Origin of the sequence: Alkalibaculum sporogenes (genome assembly GCF_009362815.1) — a bacterium.
Lineage (GTDB): Bacteria > Bacillota > Clostridia > Eubacteriales > Alkalibacteraceae > Alkalibaculum_A > Alkalibaculum_A sporogenes.
In genome coordinates this window covers 1-20822 of the sequence record NZ_WHNX01000039.1, presented here as the reverse complement: position 1 = coordinate 20822, position 20822 = coordinate 1, and the positions used below count along the sequence as shown (strand labels likewise).

At 32.8% G+C, this 20822-nt stretch carries 20 protein-coding genes and 1 riboswitch; of the genes, 17 read left to right on the top strand and 3 right to left on the bottom strand.

The annotated features are described in order from the left end of the window. Positions 1-334: 334 nt before the first annotated feature. From GC105_RS15035 to GC105_RS15025, 3 genes are all read right to left on the bottom strand, one after another. Positions 335-1693 carry a PFL family protein gene (locus tag GC105_RS15035; protein WP_152806489.1) on the bottom strand — a complete coding sequence of 453 codons (1359 nt, stop codon included), beginning with the start codon at positions 1691-1693 and terminating at the stop codon, positions 335-337. Positions 1694-1704: 11 nt separating this feature from the next. Further along, a complete protein-coding gene (locus tag GC105_RS15030) occupies positions 1705-1974 on the bottom strand; it encodes an ACT domain-containing protein (RefSeq protein WP_152806487.1) in 270 nt (89 codons plus the stop codon). 174 nt (positions 1975-2148) lie between these two features. Then, positions 2149-2244: riboswitch (glycine riboswitch) on the bottom strand. A gap of 192 nt (positions 2245-2436) precedes the next feature. Further along, on the bottom strand, positions 2437-3132 hold the full coding sequence (locus GC105_RS15025) for a TraX family protein (protein ID WP_152806486.1): 696 nt from the start codon (positions 3130-3132) through the stop codon (positions 2437-2439). A 569-nt stretch (positions 3133-3701) separates the two neighbouring features. Between GC105_RS15025 and prmA the strand changes: the two genes are divergently transcribed. From prmA to GC105_RS14940, 17 genes are all read left to right on the top strand, one after another. Continuing rightward, complete coding sequence (prmA, locus tag GC105_RS15020; RefSeq protein ID WP_152806484.1) at positions 3702-4643, top strand: 50S ribosomal protein L11 methyltransferase; 942 nt, start codon at positions 3702-3704, stop codon at positions 4641-4643. A 3-nt stretch (positions 4644-4646) separates the two neighbouring features. Further along, positions 4647-5378, top strand: a complete 732-nt coding sequence (locus tag GC105_RS15015) for a 16S rRNA (uracil(1498)-N(3))-methyltransferase (RefSeq protein ID WP_152806482.1) — start codon at positions 4647-4649, stop codon at positions 5376-5378. A 22-nt stretch (positions 5379-5400) separates the two neighbouring features. Beyond that, positions 5401-6717 carry a tRNA (N(6)-L-threonylcarbamoyladenosine(37)-C(2))-methylthiotransferase MtaB gene (gene mtaB, locus GC105_RS15010; RefSeq protein ID WP_152806480.1) on the top strand — a complete coding sequence of 439 codons (1317 nt, stop codon included), beginning with the start codon at positions 5401-5403 and terminating at the stop codon, positions 6715-6717. Further along, entirely contained in the window at positions 6714-7055 is a 342-nt protein-coding gene (locus tag GC105_RS15005) for a histidine triad nucleotide-binding protein (RefSeq protein WP_152806478.1), read from the top strand. Before mtaB ends, GC105_RS15005 begins: the two co-directional genes overlap by 4 nt. A 126-nt stretch (positions 7056-7181) precedes the next feature. Beyond that, entirely contained in the window at positions 7182-7367 is a 186-nt protein-coding gene (gene rpsU, locus GC105_RS15000; RefSeq protein WP_152806476.1) for a 30S ribosomal protein S21, read from the top strand. 11 nt (positions 7368-7378) lie between these two features. Beyond that, positions 7379-7822, top strand: coding sequence for a GatB/YqeY domain-containing protein (locus GC105_RS14995; RefSeq protein WP_152806474.1), 444 nt, complete (start codon positions 7379-7381; stop codon positions 7820-7822). Between the two features lie 254 nt (positions 7823-8076). Beyond that, positions 8077-9411: a PocR ligand-binding domain-containing protein gene (locus tag GC105_RS14990; RefSeq protein ID WP_152806472.1), complete on the top strand. Its 1335-nt coding sequence runs from the start codon at positions 8077-8079 to the stop codon at positions 9409-9411. Positions 9412-9428: 17 nt separating this feature from the next. Next, positions 9429-10070 (top strand): glycine betaine-specific corrinoid protein MtgC, encoded by a 642-nt coding sequence (mtgC, locus tag GC105_RS14985; protein ID WP_343030056.1) that lies wholly within the window; start codon positions 9429-9431, stop codon positions 10068-10070. 591 nt (positions 10071-10661) lie between these two features. After that, positions 10662-11051, top strand: a complete 390-nt coding sequence (locus GC105_RS14980) for a cobalamin B12-binding domain-containing protein (protein ID WP_152806468.1) — start codon at positions 10662-10664, stop codon at positions 11049-11051. 53 nt (positions 11052-11104) lie between these two features. Then, positions 11105-12025 carry a [methyl-Co(III) glycine betaine-specific corrinoid protein]--tetrahydrofolate methyltransferase MtgA gene (gene mtgA, locus GC105_RS14975; RefSeq protein ID WP_152806466.1) on the top strand — a complete coding sequence of 307 codons (921 nt, stop codon included), beginning with the start codon at positions 11105-11107 and terminating at the stop codon, positions 12023-12025. A gap of 51 nt (positions 12026-12076) precedes the next feature. After that, complete coding sequence (locus GC105_RS14970; protein WP_152806465.1) at positions 12077-13600, top strand: glycine betaine uptake BCCT transporter; 1524 nt, start codon at positions 12077-12079, stop codon at positions 13598-13600. Between the two features lie 40 nt (positions 13601-13640). After that, the gene (gene mtgB / locus GC105_RS14965) at positions 13641-15065 is read left to right on the top strand and encodes a glycine betaine--corrinoid protein methyltransferase (RefSeq protein ID WP_281350141.1); all 1425 of its coding nucleotides are present in this window, start codon (positions 13641-13643) and stop codon (positions 15063-15065) included. A gap of 23 nt (positions 15066-15088) precedes the next feature. After that, on the top strand, positions 15089-15733 hold the full coding sequence (mtgC, locus tag GC105_RS14960) for a glycine betaine-specific corrinoid protein MtgC (protein ID WP_152806461.1): 645 nt from the start codon (positions 15089-15091) through the stop codon (positions 15731-15733). Positions 15734-15958: 225 nt separating this feature from the next. Continuing rightward, complete coding sequence (locus GC105_RS14955; protein WP_152806459.1) at positions 15959-17431, top strand: glycine betaine uptake BCCT transporter; 1473 nt, start codon at positions 15959-15961, stop codon at positions 17429-17431. Between the two features lie 296 nt (positions 17432-17727). After that, on the top strand, positions 17728-18012 hold the full coding sequence (yqfC, locus tag GC105_RS14950) for a sporulation protein YqfC (protein ID WP_152806457.1): 285 nt from the start codon (positions 17728-17730) through the stop codon (positions 18010-18012). An 11-nt stretch (positions 18013-18023) separates the two neighbouring features. Continuing rightward, entirely contained in the window at positions 18024-19199 is a 1176-nt protein-coding gene (locus GC105_RS14945; RefSeq protein WP_152806455.1) for a sporulation protein YqfD, read from the top strand. A 4-nt stretch (positions 19200-19203) separates the two neighbouring features. Continuing rightward, positions 19204-20166 (top strand): PhoH family protein, encoded by a 963-nt coding sequence (locus tag GC105_RS14940; RefSeq protein WP_152806453.1) that lies wholly within the window; start codon positions 19204-19206, stop codon positions 20164-20166. The last annotated feature ends 656 nt before the right edge of the window (positions 20167-20822 follow it).

Here is a 20822-nt window from a genome sequence, read left to right as displayed (position 1 = left end):
CCAGCACACTACCCAAGTCATCCAGAGTGAAGTGAAGGATCTAAAGACCCCAGCACACTACCCAAGTCATCCAGAGTGAAGTGAAGGATCTAAAGACCCTAGAGGTATGCTCATAATATACTTGCATAAAATGAGTCAATTTCATCAATAGTTATTGCATGATCATCAAGAATCAAGATCCTTCGTCACTTCGCTCCTCTGGATGACAATTAAAAGAGACTAGCCCATTTATAACGTAAAAATAACTGAAGGAAAGCAATTTAGCTTCCCTTCAGTTATTTTATATAAAGTAACCACTAATAGAGATACATAACAGTAATAGTTGTACAATATGCTAATTTTTAAAACTATGAATAGGTGCAGGAATTCGACCACCTCTATTGATAAAATCTTCTGAGCTAAATTTATTAACAGCCATTATAGGTGCGTATCCTAATAAACCGCCGAATTCTGCACTTTCGCCTACGCCTTTCCCTTGTACAGGAATTATACGTACAGCAGTAGTCTTATTGTTAATCACTCCGATAGCAGCTTCATCAGCAATAATAGCAGAAATTGTAGAATCAGGAGTGTCTCCAGGTATGGCAACCATATCAATGCCTACAGAACATACACTAGTCATAGCCTCTAGTTTGTCAAATGTAAGAGCTCCACTTTGAACAGCTTGTATCATACCTTCATCTTCACTAACAGGTATAAATGCGCCGCTTAAACCACCTACAGATGAAGAAGCCATAATACCGCCTTTTTTTACAGCGTCATTTAGCATAGCTAAAGCTGCTGTAGTGCCATGAGTTCCACAAGCTTCAAGACCCATTTCTTCGAGGATTCTTCCAACACTATCTCCAATTTCTGGTGTAGGAGCAAGGGATAAGTCTAATATACCAAAAGGTACACCTAGCCTTTTAGATACTTCTGTTCCAACTAAATGTCCAACTCTCGTAATCTTAAAAGCTGTCTTCTTTATATTTTCTGCAACTATGTGGAAGGGTTCACCTTTTACTTTTTCCATTGCAGACTTTACTACTCCAGGACCACTTACACCTACATTGATTACAACTTCAGGTTCACCTACTCCATGATAAGCGCCAGCCATAAATGGATTGTCATCTACAGAATTAGCAAAGACAACTAATTTTGCACAACCTAGAGAATCTCGATCTCTAGTCAAATAGGCAGTCTCTTTAATAATTGTTCCCATTAGCTTAACTGCGTCCATATTAATACCTGATTTTGAACTTGCTATATTTACCGATGAACAAACTCTCTCTGTTACACAAAGAGCCTCTGGAATTGAGCGTATAAGAATTTTATCTCCTTTAGTAAAACCTTTTTGAACTAAAGCAGAAAAACCACCGATAAAGTTAACGCCTACTTCTTTAGCAGCGTCATCTAGAATTTTTGCAAACGCTACATAGTCAGTATCATCACAAGCAGAGGCAATAATGGATATAGGTGTAATAGAGATTCTTTTATTAATGATAGGTATACCAAACTCAGTCTCAATTTCATTTCCAACTTTAACGAGATCTTTCGCATAACTAGTTATTTTATCGTAAATTTTATTTCGGGATTTTTTTCCACAGGAATCGATACAATCTAATAAAGAAATCCCCATGGTAGTAGTTCTGATATCTAATTTTTCTTTTTCAATCATTCGAATAGTTTCAAAAATATTATTATAAAGTGTCAATTTTAATCCTCCTAAATATTGTGCATGGTATTGAAAAATTCTTCTCTCTGAATCTTTATTGATAATCCTATTTCTACACCGTAAGATTCTAACAATTCCTTCAACTCATTAAAATCGCATTTAACGTTAGATAAATTAACTAACATCATCATAGTAAAGTAGTCTTGAAGTACTGTTTGACTAATATCTTCAACATTTACATTGTTCTCTGATAATATTTTAGATATACCATAGATGATTCCAACTTTGTCTTTGCCAATAACTGTAATTATTCCCTTCATTATAAACCTCCACTTAAATATTTGAATAGTAAAACTAGTAATATTACAAGAAAGCGTCTACGACGCGTTTCAAGTAAGGTAGGAAAATTTCGACATTATCGAGCTTGTCGAACTATCCAATCTTATAAAAAAATGAGACCAAGGCCTCAAAAGAAATTAAGTTATATAGTTACAACTTATTTCTCTGTCCTTTTACCTGAGAGTTTTGGCCTTAGTGTTTAAGGTTTTATCCCCTTCGGTGCTATTAAAAGTCTCTCCAGAGCCCTGTCCAATAACGGTTTTATATTCCGTCATTTTCATCCAGCACTATTAAATTAGCAGTAACTAATAATCAAAAAATAAACTGTATTTTACGTCTACGAAACTTGGTCAAGCTACTGTTCTAAAGATTATAGCACTCTATTTAAAGAATGTAAATTAATTTTATCCCGCATTAACAGGCACTAATACTGTTTCACTTTATTATGACAATATAAAGTACACAAAAACTATGATAGCTATATGAGCAGGATAAAATATATAAAAGAAATACCTAGGCAAGAGTATCTTAGTTTTATAATTTAAATCTATTAAAGGTAAAGCCAATACACAAAACATCTGTCGATGTATAAAACTATAATAAAAAGGTATACCTAAGGGTAGGTAAATAGTAAAAATATAAGCAATAGTTAAGCAGAATATGCTTAAATTACGATGTATTTTATCGTCTTTAAATATGTAAAATGCAAAAACCATTAAAATACCATAGACTCCATAGTCAAATTTTATTAAGGTTAGTGCTTGTATTACTTCACACAATACTATAATTAAGACTGATATGGAGTAATTTTTTCTTTTAAAGAAATAAAGTGCAAACAAAGCTATAAAAAAAGTGAAAAGTATATTCATACCATAGTAATTATCAGTTAATATAAATGAAAAAAAAGCATAAGGAATTTGGGCAATCACTGCAAAAATCAATATTCTACTAATATATTTCTTAAAATCAGAAGTCCAAAAAAACCCCATAGCTACATAAAATGCAAATATTGGAAAAGCTATTCTTCCTAAATATCTTAATATTACCAAATTCTCAAAAAATATAGCCCCAACATGATCTATTATCATAAAAAAAGCAGCAATAAATTTTAACATATCATTTTTATAATACCCTTTCATATCTATACCTCAATTCATTTTTAATGTATATTTAAGTATATAATTTATTTTAGTTAAGGACAAGCCTACATAAAGGGAAACCACGGCAATCGCATGAAAAGATATTTAAAGCACGCTTTTCAGTTTTGTTTTTATCATTTAAGGGTTCAGAGAACCCTTTTTAAAAAACATATCAAAGTAGCTAACTATATCGAGTATTTTTAAAACATTAGCAAACGATAGCTTCGCTAAATTAAGAAGAAGGAGAAGATTAACGATAAGAATTTTTGACTGTTTGAGCGTAGCGAGTTTCAAAAATTTAGTTAATCTTCGAGTTCTTTTCATACCGTATGCGACAGCGTGTTTGCGTTTGTTTTAAAAATACTCTTGCTCTCCCCATGTATACAAGACAAAATTCTATTCCATCTTTTCTATGTTTTTTTCATGCGATAGCCCTGAAGGGAAACAACAACATACTAACTAAACTTGACCCTATAGAACTGATTATATATAATGTCTATAGTATTTTAAGTGAATGGTTTATATTAATGCAAAAGAATAGTAAACAATATTATTAGGAGGAAGTAATTATGATTTGGACTGAAGTACAAATAAAAACTACACCTGAAGCAGAGGAAGCAATTTCTAATATTTTTTATGAGGCAGGAATAGCAGGTGTTGTAATAGAATCTCCTAATGATTTGTTGATTTTAAAAAACAAAGAGATTATATGGGATTATTATGATGAATCTCTTATAAAAGTAGATTCGAATTTATCTATTATAAAAGGATATATTGATGAAACAGAAGAAGCACAGGAAATAATATATGAAATATTGAGTAATATAAAGAAACTACCATCCTACGGTATAGACCCTGGGAGTAGTGAACTTACTATTACAAAGGTCAATCAAGAAGACTGGGCCAACTCTTGGAAAAAATATTATAAACCTGTTAAAATAGGTAATCATTTTATTATTAAACCTACTTGGGAAAATTATTTTAAATCAGATGATGATATAGTAATAGAAATAGATCCAGGCATGGCTTTTGGTTCAGGATTACATGAAACTACACAACTATGTATTGAAAACTTAGAGAAGTATGTAAAACCAGGAGATGTGTTAATAGATATAGGTTGTGGTTCTGGAATTTTAGCACTTGCAGCTGGAAATCTTAACTGTGAGAAGATAATTGCTGTAGACCTAGATTCTATGGCAGTGAAGATTGCAAAAGAAAATGTAGAAAATAATAATTTGCAGAGTATTATTGAAGTTCGAGAAGGTGATTTACTAGATGTTATTCATGAAGAGGCAGATGTAATTATAGCAAATATTTTAGCAGATGTAATCATTAATTTATCTACACAAATTAGGCCATTCTTAAAAAATAATGGCGTTTTCATCTCTTCTGGAATTATACTTAGTAAAGTCGATCAGGTTGTGGAAAGTTTGCGTTCTACTGGATTTGAAAATATAGAAGTGGAACGATTAGGAGAATGGGCAGCTGTTGTTGCAAGAAAAAAGGAGTAATTTATGCATAAATTTTTTATAGATCCTAGTCAAAAAGATGGTGTCATTATTCATATAAGTGGTGAAGATTATTTGCATATGACAAAGTCTCTTAGGATGAAAATTGGAGAGAAAGTAGAAGTTAGTGATTGCAAAGGTATGGAATATATTACAAAAATTACAAAAATAGATAAAGATAATATACTACTTGAAATTATTGAAGAGCGTGAGAATGATACAGAAACTTTTATAGAAATAAGCTTATATCAAGGAATACCAAAAGGTTCTAAAATGGATTTGATTATACAAAAGTCTGTAGAATTAGGTGTAAAAAATATTATACCTGTAAATACCCATAGAACTATAGTTGAGATAGACAAGAAAGAGAACAAAAAAATACAGAGATGGCAAAAAATATCTGAAGAAGCTGCAAAACAGTCTAAAAGAGGAGTTATACCACAAATTATGCCTCTTATGAAAATTAAAGATATTAAAAATGAATTAATTAAAAATGATTTAAATTTAATAGCCTATGAAGGAGAAGTAGATATATCTCTAAAGCAAGCGCTACTTAGTAATGATAAAGCGAAACGCATAGGTATAGTTATAGGTCCAGAAGGTGGGCTAGAAGAAGAAGAAGTAGAGTATCTTAAATCATTAGGAGCAATTCCTATTTCGCTAGGGACACGAATCTTAAGGACAGAAACTGCAGGGATAAGTATAATAGCTATGCTTACCTACCACTATGAAATGTAATTTAAAGGAGAGTAAATATACAATGAAAACAGCTGCTTTTCATACTTTAGGTTGTAAAGTAAATACCTATGATACAGAAGCCATGATGGAATTATTTGAAAAAGCAGGATACAAAATTGTTGAATTTGATACTAAGTCTGACGTTTATGTTATTAATACATGTACTGTGACGAATATTGGTGATAAGAAATCAAGACAGATGATTAGGAAAGCAAAACGTCAAAACCCAGAGTCTGTAGTTACTGTTACAGGGTGTTATGCTCAAACTTCGCCAGAAGACCTGAAGAAAATTCCAGAAGTTAATATTATAGTTGGTAATAAAGACAGAAATCGTATAGTAGACTTAGTAGAAGAACAGAAAAGTTTTGGTAAAAATATTAATATAGTACAAAATATTATGGATACTATGGAATATGAAGAATTAAAAATAAGTAAAGTGAAAGACCGTACTAGGGCGTATATTAAAGTGCAGGAGGGATGCAGTAATTTTTGTTCATATTGTATTATTCCATATGCTAGGGGACCTGTAAGAAGTAGAAAAGTGGAAAATATTATAGCTGAGGGAAAAGCTATTGCAGACCAAGGTTACAAAGAGATTGTAATAACGGGAATTAATGTATCATCATATGGGAAAGAACTAAAAGATGTAACGCTTATAGATGTGCTAAAAGGATTAAACAAAATAGAAGGAATAGAACGTATAAGACTAGGGTCACTAGAGCCCCTATTATTAGATACAGTTTTTATTAAAGAATTAAAAAACATAGAGAAATTATGTGACCACTTTCATCTTTCTTTACAAAGTGGTTCCAATGATATATTACAAAGAATGAATAGAAAATACACTAAAGAAGATTATTATCATATTGTAGAGAAAATCAGATACATGTTTCCACTTTGTTCCATAACTACAGATATAATGGTTGGATTTCCTGGAGAAAGTGAAGAAAATTTTATAGAAAGTTACGAATTTATAAAGCAATTAGGTTTTAGTAAGTTACATGTTTTTAAATATTCTATGAGACAGGGAACACCTGCTGCAAACATGAAAGAACAGATTCCAGAGTGGGTAAAAGAAGAAAGAAGTAAGAAGATGATACATCTATCAAGTCAATTAGAAAAACTGTATATTAGTCAATTTGCAAATTCAAGATTAGAAGTTTTGTTTGAACAAAAATTAAAAAAAGAATATAATACCTATCAAGGACATACAAAAAATTATATCTTAGTACAAGCTCAGAGTGAAAAAGATATAATTAATCAAACCCTTCTAATTGAATTAAGTGATATAAAAAAAGGTTATATTGAAGGAAATATTTTTAATGGGGGAAAAGTATGAGCGATTGTTTATTTTGTAAAATAGCAAAAAAAGAAATTCCAAGTGAAATTGTATATGAAGACGACCAAGTTATAGCGATTAAGGACTTAGAGCCACAAGCACCAATACACTTTTTAATTATACCAAAGGTACATTATAATTCTGTATTAACAGTACCAGCAGGAAATGAAATTATTACTCAGATTCATACTGTAGCAAATAGGCTTGCATTAAAGCACGGTATAGTAGACACAGGATTTAGATTAGTTAATAATTGTGGCGAAAATGGAGGACAATCAGTACTTCATTTACACTACCATATTTTAGGTGGAAGAAATCTTGGTTGGCCTCCGGGTTAATTAATTGTTTGACACAATGGAATTAATTAATATATAATATTAATTGTTATAAAGCCCGCTATTACGATAGTAGCAATAACTCTAAACAATCTGTTACATTAATGTAGTAGAGGGGAGGGTGGAAAAATGTCTGAAGTTAAAATTAAAGATGGTGAATCATTAGAGAATGCTCTACGCAGGTTCAAAAAAAAGACTGCGAATGCAGGTGTCATGTCTGAGGTAAGAAAAAGAGAGCATTACGAAAAGCCAAGCGTTAAGAGAAAAAAGAAATCTGAAGCTGCGAGAAAGAGAAATTCTAAAAAGTTTAAGTAAGAGGTGTTTTAATGTCTCTCAAGGAACAACTAAGTTCAGAATTAAAGGAATCTATGAAGGCGAAGGATTTAATTGCAAAATCAACCATTATTTTGGTTAGAGCTGCAATACTCCAATACGAAAAAGACAATAAAGTCGAATTAATAGATGAAGATATTATAGGTATAATATCTAAACAAGTTAAACAACGAAAAGACGCGCTTGCAGAGTTTAAAAAAGCAGATAGACAAGATTTGGTTGATCAAACAGAAAGAGAAATCGAAATTTTGGTTAAATACCTACCTCAACAGCTAAGCGAATCACAAGTTGAAAGTATTGTTTTAGAAGCCATGAAACAAGTAGGAGCAGACTCCATGAAAGATATGGGCAAAATCATGGCAGTAGTAATGCCAAAAATTAAAGGCCGAGCTGATGGAGGAATAGTTAACAAATTAGTAAAAGAAAATTTAAATTAAATGTAAAAAATCTAGAACATCATGTTCTAGATTTTTTTAATACAAAAGTAGGATTAACAGGAATAAAAATTTACCTAAAATATCAAAATATCAACGAAAAAGATATAAAATTACCGAAAACATCAAGATACCACCTAAAAATAATAATGTCAAAACAATATACAAATTTAATTATTGTAAATATACTTAAATCTATGCTAAACTAATTGGTATAGAGGTGAGGTGGCTAGACCAATTGGGAGAGGTGAGGAATATTGATAAATGATTCAACGAAGTATCACCAAGACAGATCTTTCAATAGACTACAATTATTAAAGTTAATAGATAAAAACTTGCTAAAAAATATTTTGAATGCTTTTACGAAAGCGACAGGCTTGACTGCAAATATAGTAGATATAGAAGGAAGGTCAATTTTCTCTAGAAATGATGCGCAGAAAAATTGTAGGTTTTGTCAAATGATTTGGCGTAAACAAAAGGAAAAAGGGCTAGAAAATCGATGTACCGGCTCATATGCCAGAGCAGGGAAGCAAGCTGCTATATTTGGTGAACCTTATATTTTTAGATGTCCAGCAGGCCTCATTGAATGGGCTGCTCCTATTATTATTGAAGAACAGCACTTAGGATCAATTATATGTGGTCAAGTGTTAATGTGGGAGCCAGAAGAGTTTTTTTGGATTGAGTTAAAAGAAATGAATAAAGGATTGACCGATGATTTTTATGAACTGTTTCAAGCAGCAAAGGAGTTAAAAGTTATTTCTGGTGAAAAGGTACAAGGAGCAGCTGATTTATTATATGTTACTGCCAACTATATAATGAAATCAGGTTGGGAAAACTTGAAATATCAGAAAGAAATGGCCCTTCAACAATCATTGCTAAGTGAAGAGATTCAAAGTAGAAAAAGCTTAGAAGAAAAGCTAAGCACCCAAAGTTTGAGTTTAAACTATTCTCTTGAAAAAGAAAAGGAATTAATAAGCAAGGTTAGATTAGGGGATCTAAAGGAAGCACAAAAAATATTTCAAACACTTTTAGCAGATATCTTTATTAATGGAGCAGCTAATCTTAATATTATAAAAGCAAGAATACTTGAACTAGGTGTAATACTATCAAGAGCATCCGTTGATGGTGGTGCGAACCTAAATCAAGCTCTTGAAATCAGTTCTAGGTTTCTACAAGATGTCAGTAGGTTTGATCAGGTAGAGGAGATAAATTTAGCAGCTGTAAAAACATTAGAAAGATATCTTCATGCAGTGCAAAATAACGAAATTGCTAAGAATAGACTAGCAGTTCAAGGGATGAAAACATTTATTAGAAATAATTATAGAAAAAACCTAACACTTGAAGAGGTGTCCTCATCAGTGTATTTAAGTCCTAGTTATGCTAGTAGAATTTTCAAGGAAAATCAGAGTATAACAATTATTGAGTATATAACAAAAGTGAAATTAGAGGAGGCAAAAAAACTTTTGAGAGATCCAAAGTATCAAATAGATGACGTAGCTGAGATGCTAGGTTATCACGATGCAAGTTATTTTTCAAAAGTATTTCGTCGTAAAGAGGGAATGACACCAACTCAGTATAGACAAATAGGGTAAACAAGGAAGGTGTATTGGTGGAAGATATTATTGTGGATATTCAGTTGGGACTAACTGAAGGAAATGCTCAATTAGTAAAGGAAAAAACAGAATTGGCACTTTCAAGGGGAATTAAAGCCGAGTTGATTATAAAACAAGGTTTGATGCAACCTATGAAAATTATTGGTCAGAAATTCCGAACTGGCGAGATCTTTATACCAGATGTACTGATGTCTTCCAGAGCAATGCATGCTAGTTTACATGTACTGAAACCTCATCTGACCTTTGATTATAAATTTTCTAAAGGTACGATTGTCATTGGCACTGTTGCTGGAGACTTACACGATATTGGTAAAAACATGGTATCTATGATATTGCAGAGTGAAGGATATAAAGTAGTAGACCTTGGTATTGATGTTCCAGCGGAGGGGTTTATAACTGCCGTCACTAAATATAAACCTGATGTTCTGGCACTATCAGCTTTATTAACGACGACTATGGCAGAACAACATGAAGTTATGAATAGATTAACAATGGAAGGCATAAGAAATCAAGTGAAAGTAATCGTTGGTGGTGGACCAATAACAAAAGAATTTGCTGAAGCTATTGGAGCAGATGCATATGCGTCAGATATGTTTAGTACCATAGATGCTGTCAAAAATTTAATACCAGAAAGTTGATTTTTTAGAATAATACTTATAAATAGTACAAACCAAAGTTAGTAGCATATTCGAATATAGACCGTTATTCGGCTAAAGAATGTATGGGACTTTGGTTTTTTTATGCAAGAAAGTAAGAAAGTACCAGTATACGCTGAAATAATCCAGAGACTTCATAAGAATTAGATAGTGTCTTGCGTCAGATATGTTTAGTATCATAGATGCTGTCAAAGATTTAAACCTGAAAGTTAATGTTTTAGAATAATACTTATTAATAGTACAAAACCAAAGTTTGAAATATATTCGAATATAGACCGTTATCCGGCTAAAGAATATATGAAACTTTGGTTTTTTTTTATGCAAGAAAGTAAGAAAGTACCAGTATATGCTGAATTAGTCCAGAGACTTTTAAAGAATTAGATAGTATCATGTATTTGTGAAAACAAATTGTAATGTGAAGCGACAATATAATTTTTTAAGTAAACGTAAAACTATAATATATTTAAATGCGGGCCTGCATTAAGTAGATTGTAAGATACTACAACAAGCATTAATATAATTACTTTGAAATCCGTTCAATAATGTTTTAATAAAGGAGGTGATTTTTCGAATATGATAGATTCTAAATTAATTACAGAATTAGTAGGAGATCTCAAAGAAACTGAACTACTTGACTTAATTAGTAATTTTATCGATTCTAATCCGACAAAGAAAGAAGCACTACTAGTTATAGATGCATGCCAAGAAGGAATGAGTACAGTAGGTGAACTATTTGAAGATGGAAAATACTTTATTGGTGATGTAATATTTGCAGGTGAATTGCAAAAACAGATTTACGATCAACTTAGACCTATCATTGGAGAATACAATACCAAATCTAATGAGATTGTCCTAGGTACAGTGTATGGTAAATCACATAATGTTGGTAAAAATATTTTTATGAACATTGTGAAAGCGGCTGGATATGAAGTAGTACAAGAGAAAAATTGTAAAAGTAAATAATCAAAAAATGCAAAGCAAATAGGAGACTATATAACAACGAGGGAGTGGTAAAGATGTTTAGATTTACAGCAGATCAATCTGTTTATGACATTGGAGGAGTAAAAATAGGGGGTCAGCCAGGGGAGTTTCCTACCGTATTAATGGGAAGTATATTTTATCGTGGACATAAGATTATGATAGATTCACAAAAAGGAATATTTGATGAAACTGCAGCAAAAACTCTGTTAGATCAAGAATTAGAAGTGTGTGTAGAAACAGGAAACCCTAGAATTATTGATGTTCTGGGAGATACAGAGGAAGCATTAACAAAGCATGCAGAATTTGTTTTAAAATATACAGATGCTCCAATTTTATTTGATAGCCCAAGTCCAGAAGTTAGAGTAAAAGCCTTAAAGAATTTCGCAAATGATCCTGCTGTTATTGATAGAATCATTTATAACTCTATAGAAGAAAATGTTACTGAAGATGAATTGCAAGTGATTCAAGATTGTGGAGTAAAAGCTGCTGTCATCTTAGCTTTTAGTAAAAAACATTTAAAACCGTCAAAAAGACTTGATTTACTTACTGGGGACGACAAAACTGAAGGGTTAATTTCTGCGGCTAAAAGAGCAGGACTTGAAAAATTTTTGATAGATCCTGGTGTGTTAGATGTAGCAAGTAGTAGTTGGACTACAAAAGCAATCTATGATATAAAAGAAAAATTTGGTTATCCAGGAGGATGTGCTCCTTCAAATGCATTGTATTTATGGAAAAAAATGCGTTCTAAAGGAACACCTTATTTTGAAGTAGCTGGAGCTTCTGTATTCTCATATCCAATTACTCAAGGTGGAGATTTTATTCTATATGGACCAATGTCAAATGCACCTTGGGTGTATAGAGCGATTGCTACAACTGATGGAATCATTGCGTATTCAAATAAATTAACTGGAACTAAGCTAGGAACTTTAAACCATCCATTATTAAAAATATTTTAATTAGTATTGTAGAAGTAATGTTACAAATTAGAAACATGGGGGGGATTATATATGAAAAATGTGAAACAATCACCTAATCGTACAGTGCTATATGTTTCGGCTGCCATATCACTTGTATTTGTACTCTTAAGTATGTTATTTACTACTAAAATGAATGAGGTATTTGGAAAGGTATTTTCTTTTTTAACAAATGGATTTGGTTGGCTATACCTTTTATCAGTTGCTATATTTATTATTGTTGCTGCTTGGATTGCTATCAGCCCGTATGGGAAAATCATACTTGGAAAAGATGACGATAAACCTGAATTTTCAAATTTCCAATGGTTCTCAATGTTATTTGGAGGAGGAATGGGAATTGGTCTAGTATTTTGGTCAGTTGCTGAACCAATTATGCATTACTCAAGCCCACCATTTGGAGATAGCGCAACTCCAGAAGCTATGAGAATAGCCATGCAAACGACATTTTTTCATTGGGGAATACATCCTTGGGTCATTTTTGCTATCGGGGGTTTAGCACTTGCATATTTTCAATTTAGAAAAAATCTACCATTTTTAATTAGTTCTGCATTTTATCCTCTTATTGGAGATAAAATTTATGGCCCCGTAGGTAAAACAATAGATATATTAGCAGTATTTGCAACAATCTTTGGTGTAGCTACTAGTTTAGGTCTTGGATCTAGCCAAATTGCTAATGGATTAGAGTATATATGGGGTATTAAATCGACACCTTTGACAATTTCACTTATTATTGCTGTGATGACGGTCATCTTCACTTTAGCTACTGTGTCTGGTTTACATAAGGCAATGCAAGCGGCGGCTAATTTAAAAATATGGTTATCTATTGCATTTATGGTCTTTATCTTCACTTTTGGAGGTATGGTATCAATTTTAAATAATATTACCGGTTCTATTGGTGATTATTTACAAAATATTGTCGGGCAAACTTTCTGGATGGGAAACATTTCATGGCTTAATGGATGGACAATTTTCTATTGGGCATGGTGGATTGCTTGGGCTCCTTTTGTTGGTCAATTCGTAGCACGAGTATCGAAAGGTAGATCCATAAGAGAATTTATTTTTGCAGTTTCACTTTTACCTTCTGGATTTTCATTGATATGGCTTGGAATTTATGGCGGTGCAGCTTTCAACTTAGATGCATTATCTGGTGGAGCCATACAAGCAGCTACAAATAATAATTACACTACTGCACTATTTGCCATGTTAGAACAATTGCCATTCTATGCAATTACAGCTCCACTTTCCATCATATTAATAGTAGCCTGTTTTATAGGTGCTGCCAATTCAGCAACATATGTTTTAGCTATGTTGACATCAGGAGGAAACATGAATCCTAGTAAACAATTAAAAGGTGGATGGGGTATTGCACAAGGAGCTATCACAATTGTACTGATTCTTGTAGGTGGAACGTCTGCAGTGCAAGCATTGCAAACGGCCTCTATAGCAGCAGCATTTCCTTTTATGCTAATCATGCTAGTCATGTGTTACAGTATAATTAAAGCATTGAAACAAGATGTTGAGGAATCAAAAAAAATATTAGAAACTCAAAAAAAATAATAAACAAATAAAATTGTTATAACAAGGAGAGATGTTTATCATGTTGCCAAAGTATGATATTTTAACAGACGAGCAGATACAAACAATTCATGACAATACTATGAGAATCCTTCAAGAAGTTGGAGTAGAATTTTCTTATGAACCTGCCATTGAAATATTTAGAAAACATGGACAGAAAGTAGACGGACATCGCGTGTATTTTGATAGAGAGTTTGTAGAAGAAATGGTAGAAGGAGCTCCTTCAGAGTTTACATTACATGCACGTAATCCAGAACATAATCTGATATGTGGTGGAAACAATACAATATTTATGCCTGGTTATGGGGCACCATTTATCCATGATGTAGATGGCAATAGGCGTAATGCAACAATTCAAGACTATGATAACTTTGTTAAACTTGCAGGTGCTAGTAAAAATTTACATATGACTGGAGGGAATGTAGTAGAACCTCAGGATGTCCCTGATGAAACGAGACATATGAGCATGATGTATAGTCATATTACCAATTCAGATAAGTGTTTTATGGGAAGTGCTTCAGGATATGAAAAAGCAAAAGATTCCATTGAGATAACAGCGTTACTTCATGGAGGTTTAGATGTAATTAAAGAAAATCCCGCATTGGTATGTTTAGTTAATTCTGTAACACCACTAAAATTCGATGATCGTATGCTAGGAGGCTTAATGGCATATGCTGAGGCAGGTCAGGCAACCATTATTGCTTCACTAGTAATGTCAGGTTCCACAGGACCTGCAACAATCGCAGGAGCACTATCTGTGCAAAACGCAGAAGTTTTAGCGGGAATTACACTAGGCCAGTGCATTAATCCTGGAACACCAGTTATATATGGGTCTACTTCAGCTATTACGGATATGGCATCTGGTGCTTTAGCAATAGGTAACCCAGAATGTGCATTATTTATATCAGCAAGTGCTCAACTAGCGAGATTTTATGGGGTTCCAAGTCGAGGTGGTGGTGGATTAACAGATTCAAAGATCGTAGATGCACAATCAGGTTATGAATCAATGATGACACTATTTGCTGCAAGTGCAACTGGAATTAACTTTGTATTACATTCAGCAGGAATACTTCAGTATTATATGGCAATGTCTTTTGAAAAGTTTATGCAAGACGATGAAATAGCGGGAATGGTTTCTAGATATATAAAGGGTATCGATATGACAGAAGATAAATTAGCTTTTGATGTAATTAGTAAAGTTGGACCAGGAGGACATTATTTAACACAAAAACACACGCGTAAAAATTTCAAAGTGGAATTCTATAAACCAAGTTTAAGTGATAGACAATCTTATGATGGCTGGGCAAATAATAAGTTAACTGCAAATCAAAGAGGAAACCAAAAGTGGCAAGATGTTGTTGAAAATTATGTATCACCAGTCTTAGACCCAGATGTAAAGCAAAAGATTGACGAGTATATAGCAAAACGTTCCAAAGAATTACTATAATAAAAAAAAGTGGAGGTATTACAATGAGCATAATTTTTGACGAAATAAAAGAAGCAGTAATAGATGGAGACGAAGATTTAGCAGTTGAATTAGCGGAAAAAGTGATTGCTGAAGGTCTTGACCTTGTAGAGGCAATTGAAAAAGGCTATATTAAAGGTATTGAAGAAGTAGGTGCTAGCTGGAAAACAGGTGAAGCATTTCTTCCAGACGTAATGATGGCTGCCGATGCAATGAAAACTGGTATGGGTATTCTTGAAGCTGAATTAGCGGCTCAAGGAGGAAAAGAACACGAAGATAAAGGTAAGATAGTTCTTGGAACAGTTGAAGGAGATATTCATGATATAGGTAAGAATATCGTTGGAGCTCTATTAACTGCTGCAGGTTTTAAAGTATATGATATTGGTATCGATCAAAAACCAGAAGCCTTTGTAGCAAAAGCTGATGAAGTAGGTGCAACAATAATTGCTGCTAGTTCATTATTAACAACTACAATGAGAGCACAAGGTGAATTGATTGAGTATTTAAAAGAAAAAGGAATAAGAGATAAATACAAAGTAATCATCGGTGGAGGTCCAACAAGCCAAAAATGGGCTAATGAAATAAAAGCTGATGGTTGGGTTGAAACAGCAGATGAAGCAATAGTGCTCTGTAAAGAATTACTTGCTTAAATAAACAATAAGAAACACGCGTTGCGTGTTTCTTATTGTTATGCGGATAGTTGCCAAATGTAAAAAAGTTTTCATTTGTTCTTTTAAGAAACCAGCCAAATTGGCAAGCCATTTGTTTGGTTTACCAAAGGACTATAAGCGAAAAGTTTCTTATCGCTTGGCTCTTTGTCTTCGCGATAATTAAGATTTTAACGATTTAAGTTCTCTTTAAGGAGATGAAAATTTATGGTTTTATATATATCGATAGCTATATCGATTATTTTTGTAATTTGGGGAATCTTTTACTCGGATAGTTTAGGCAAGGTCTCAAATATACTGTTAGACAAAATCATAGATCAGTTTGGTTGGTTTTATCTTATAACTGCTTTAGTGATTCTACTATTTGCAGTTTTCCTTGCATTTAGTAAGTTTGGGAGAATTCGTCTTGGTAAAGATAATGAGCGTCCTGAGTATTCTACTTTTACGTGGTTTAGTATGTTATTTAGTGCAGGTATGGGAATTGGTCTTGTCTTTTGGGGAGTCGCAGAACCCATATTTCATTACGCACAACCACCTATAGGAATATCGCCGGAATCGACAGAATCTACTATTATGGCAATGAGATACTCATTTTTTCACTGGGGATTTCACCCTTGGGCCATGTATGCCATTGTTGGAATGTCTTTAGCCTATGTTACTTTTCGACAAAACCGTCCTTGTACAATAAGCTCTACCTTATACCCGTTAATAGGAGAAAAAGCAAATGGCTCTTTCGGAAAGTTTGTAGACATTATGGCTATCTTAGTAACTATTTTTGGAGTAGCCACTTCATTAGGGATGGGAGCACTCCAAGTAAATGGAGGATTATCATATCTGTTCAAAATACCGAATAATACGATGTCTCAAATTATAATTATAGTTTTAATAACATTATTATTTATACTGTCAGCTACATCAGGAATCAATAAAGGAATTAAATTGCTAAGTAATACAAACGTTGCTATAGCTAGCGTTATTATGATGGTAATATTGTTCATCGGTCCAACAGCATTTATTTTAGATACTTTTACTCTTTCTTTAGGCGGTTATCTGCAAAATATTATAGAAATGAGCTTAAAAACAACACCTATTACAAAAGATCCTTGGTTAGGAGCATGGACTTTGACTTATTGGGCATGGTGGATTGCATGGTCTCCTTTTGTTGGTACATTTATTGCAAGAATATCAAGAGGGAGAACCATTAGAGAATTTGTATTAGGGGTTTTAGTCGTACCTAGTATATTTAGTTTTATATGGTTTTCAGTCTTAGGAGGTACTGCACTGCATTTTGAAATTGTTGAAGGTTTTAACATTGCTAGTGAAATTCTTAAGGATGTAAGTACAGGCTTATTTGTAACACTATCCTTTTTACCCTTAGGTTATATTATCTCCATCATTATAATCGTTTTAATTGTTACATTTTTCATAACGTCTGCAGATTCATCGACCTTTGTTTTAGCTATGTTTTCAAGTAAAGGGATTTTAAACCCTAAAACAAATATAAAAATCGTATGGGGTATTGTTCAATCATTGATTGCTATTGTTTTACTACTAAGTGGAGGTTTGCAAGCAATAAAAGGAATTTCCATTATTATGGCGCTCCCATTTGTTTTTATCATGATTTTAATGTGTATCTCTTTATATAAGGCAGTAAATAAAGAAATAAAAGAGCATAAATGATGGAAATACAGTATTCTAGAAGACACTTTTATATAAATTCATACCAATAATAAAACCTTGTGAAGTTTGAAGAGTCTATTCATGTCAACTGAGCAGGGTATTGTTTAATAAAGACTTAAGTATTATGGTGGTCAGCTTTATGTGAAAACTAAAAGCAAAACGCTAAGCATACGGACGTAAGACATTATTTAAAGTTTGTAAAGTGAGCTAATGCTTTTGGCTTAAAGTATAAGGCTAATTATTTATTCATATCTCTATATAGCTCCACATAAAATAACTTATATGGAGGTATTTTAATGGGCAAAAAAGATAAAATTGAAGAAATAAAAGAAAATATCAGCGATATATTTGAGTTGCCTAAAGAAATAACATTAAATTTACCCAAAATCACTATAATTGGAAATGTTCAAGTACGGATAGAAAACCATAAGGGAATTATTGAATATAATGACGATAAAATTAGAATTAATAGCAAAGTAGGAATAATGATAGTGACTGGAGAAAATCTACTAATTCGTAATATTATCAAAGAAGAAGTTGTCATAGAAGGAAATATAATTAATGTAACTATCGATGAATAGGGGGGGGGATTTTGTTAATTGTTAAGTTATGGCATTATATTAGAGGGTATGTTATCATTAACATTAAAGGAAGACATCTAGAAAGAGTAATTAACCTTATTCATCATAATAATATATTAATTTGGGACATAGTAAAAGTAGATTCAGGGAAAATAAAAGCTAGAATTGAGCTAAAAGACTATAAACAAGTAATAGAGATATCTAATAGACTTTCATGTGAAGTGGAAATTATAAGAAAAAGTGGTATGACTCTATGGAAATGGAGGCTGCAAACTCGTAAATTTTTTGCAGTTGCTTTCATTTTGGTGTTATTAGCTGTATATATTATATCGTCTATGGTTATAACAATTGAAGTGCAAACAGAAACTTCAATAGATGAAGCTAATATTTTAAAAGAACTTGAGGAGCTTGGCTTAAAATCTTGGGTGTTAAAAAATAATCTAAATATGAACGAAATCGAGGCAGAATTCTTAAAAAATCATAAAGAAATAGATTTTATGAATATTGAAATAAATGGGACAAAGATAACTATCGACATAGTAGCAAGTGAAGAAAGTCAAAAGATATACGACAAATCTATACCAGTTGATCTAATTGCTAGCAAAGATGGAATAATAAAAGATATGTTAATTATAAATGGTACTTCTAATGTTGAGATAGATCAAAAAGTAAAAAAAGGTGATTTGTTAGTAAAAGGTGAAGTTGTTACACAAAAAGTTGAAGAAAGTCCCGAAATAACGTATATTCACGCTATGGCAAAGATTATGGCACAAACATCCTATGATAAAGATTATGAAATTAGAAAATATAAAGTTATAGATGAGGAAGACTATAAATTTAATAGAGTATTACACATTGGTGGTTTAGTGATTAACTTTCATAATGGAGAAAAAAACTACTATTATGAAAGTAATGAAGAACAAAGGCTTAAAATACTAGGAAATGAATTACCAATTAAAATAGATAAGATTAAGTACTATGCAAAAGAAAATTGTATAGATAAGTCAAAAGAAGAATTAGAAGATGAAGTAAAAGATAAAGCAAAAGAAGAGTTTAATAAAATAGGTCAAGTGCAAAATATTGAAATAAATTCATCTACTGTAAATAATAATGTTTATAAATACAAAATTAGTATCACTATTATAGAAGAAATAAGTGAAGAACAAAAGATTGACAAGGAGGAATAAATTTTTGACATTAGAAAACGAAGTTATATTAGCTATAAATAACGAAGAGACCTTAATAAAATTACATGGTCAATACGATGAAAATCTGAAGATTATAGAAAACGAATTTAAAGTCAGTCTCCTATCTAGAGATGGGACACTCAAAATATTAGGCCATAAAGATGATACATTAAAAGCAGAACGTGCTATAAAAAAGATTATAAAAGTAATTTTAGATAGTGGTCAAGTTGATACTCAAAAGATATCATATATTATACAGCTAGTTAAAAAAGATGAAGAAGATTCCTATGATAAACTAAATGGTATTATATGTTACACTCATAAAGGAAAACAAATAAGATGTAAAACATTAGGCCAAGAAAGATACGTAAAATCTATAGAAAAAAATGAAGTGGTTTTCGGCATAGGTCCTGCAGGCACAGGAAAAACCTATTTAGCAATGGCTATGGCTGTAAAAGCATTTAAACGAGAAGAAGTGAGTAGAATAATTTTAACAAGACCAGCAGTTGAAGCTGGAGAAAAGTTGGGCTTTTTACCAGGAGATTTACAAGATAAAGTAGATCCATATTTAAGACCTCTATACGATGCATTGTACGATTTAATGGGATCAGATGCTTTTTTGAGATTTAAAGAAAAGGGATTAATAGAAGTTGCACCATTGGCATATATGAGAGGTAGGACTCTTGACGATTCCTTTATTATATTAGATGAAGCACAAAATACTACACCAGAACAAATGAAAATGTTTTTAACAAGAATGGGTTTTAGTTCAAAGGTAATTATTACAGGAGATGTTACTCAAATTGACTTGCCTATTGGCAAAATATCTGGACTATCAAAAGCAGAAGAAATCCTAAAAGATATCCCAGGAATTGATTTTGTATATTTGACAAAAGAAGATGTAGTTCGGCATAAACTAGTACAAAAAATAATAGAAGCCTACGAAAATCATGACCAGGAAAAATAGATAACAGCCCTCATGTCATTGAAGGAACACCTCCTCTTGTCGTTAGAGGAACACCTCCTCCAGTCATTCAGAGGAGAGAAACGACGAAGAATCTTTAACCCCGAAGCATTCACTTGCCCAGAGCCCAAGGCCCTCCGGTCATTGAGAAGGAATACCTCCTCTTGTCGTTAGAGGAGCACCTCCTCCAGTCATTCAGAGGAGAGAAACGACGAAGAATCTTAACCCCGAAGCGTTCACTTGCCAAGAGCCTAAGGCCTTCTGGTAATTAAGAAAAACACCTCCTCTTGTCGTTGAGAGGAACACCTCCTCCAGTCATTCAGAGTAGAGAAACGACGAAGAATCTTAACCCCGAAGCATTCACTTGCCAGAGCCTAAGGCCTTCTGGTAATTAAGAGAAACACCTCCTCTTGTCGTTGAGAGGAGCACCTCCCCTCCAGTCATTCAGAGGAGAGAAACGACGAAGAATCTTTAATCCCGAAGCATTCACTTGCCCAGAGCCCAAGGCCCTCCGGTCATTAAGAAGGAACACCTCCTCCAGTCATTCAGAGGAGAGAAACGACGAAGAATCTTTAATCCCGAAGCATTCACTTGCCCAGAGCCCAAGGCCCTCCGGTCATTAAGAAGGAACACCTCCTCCAGTCATTCAGAGGAGAGAA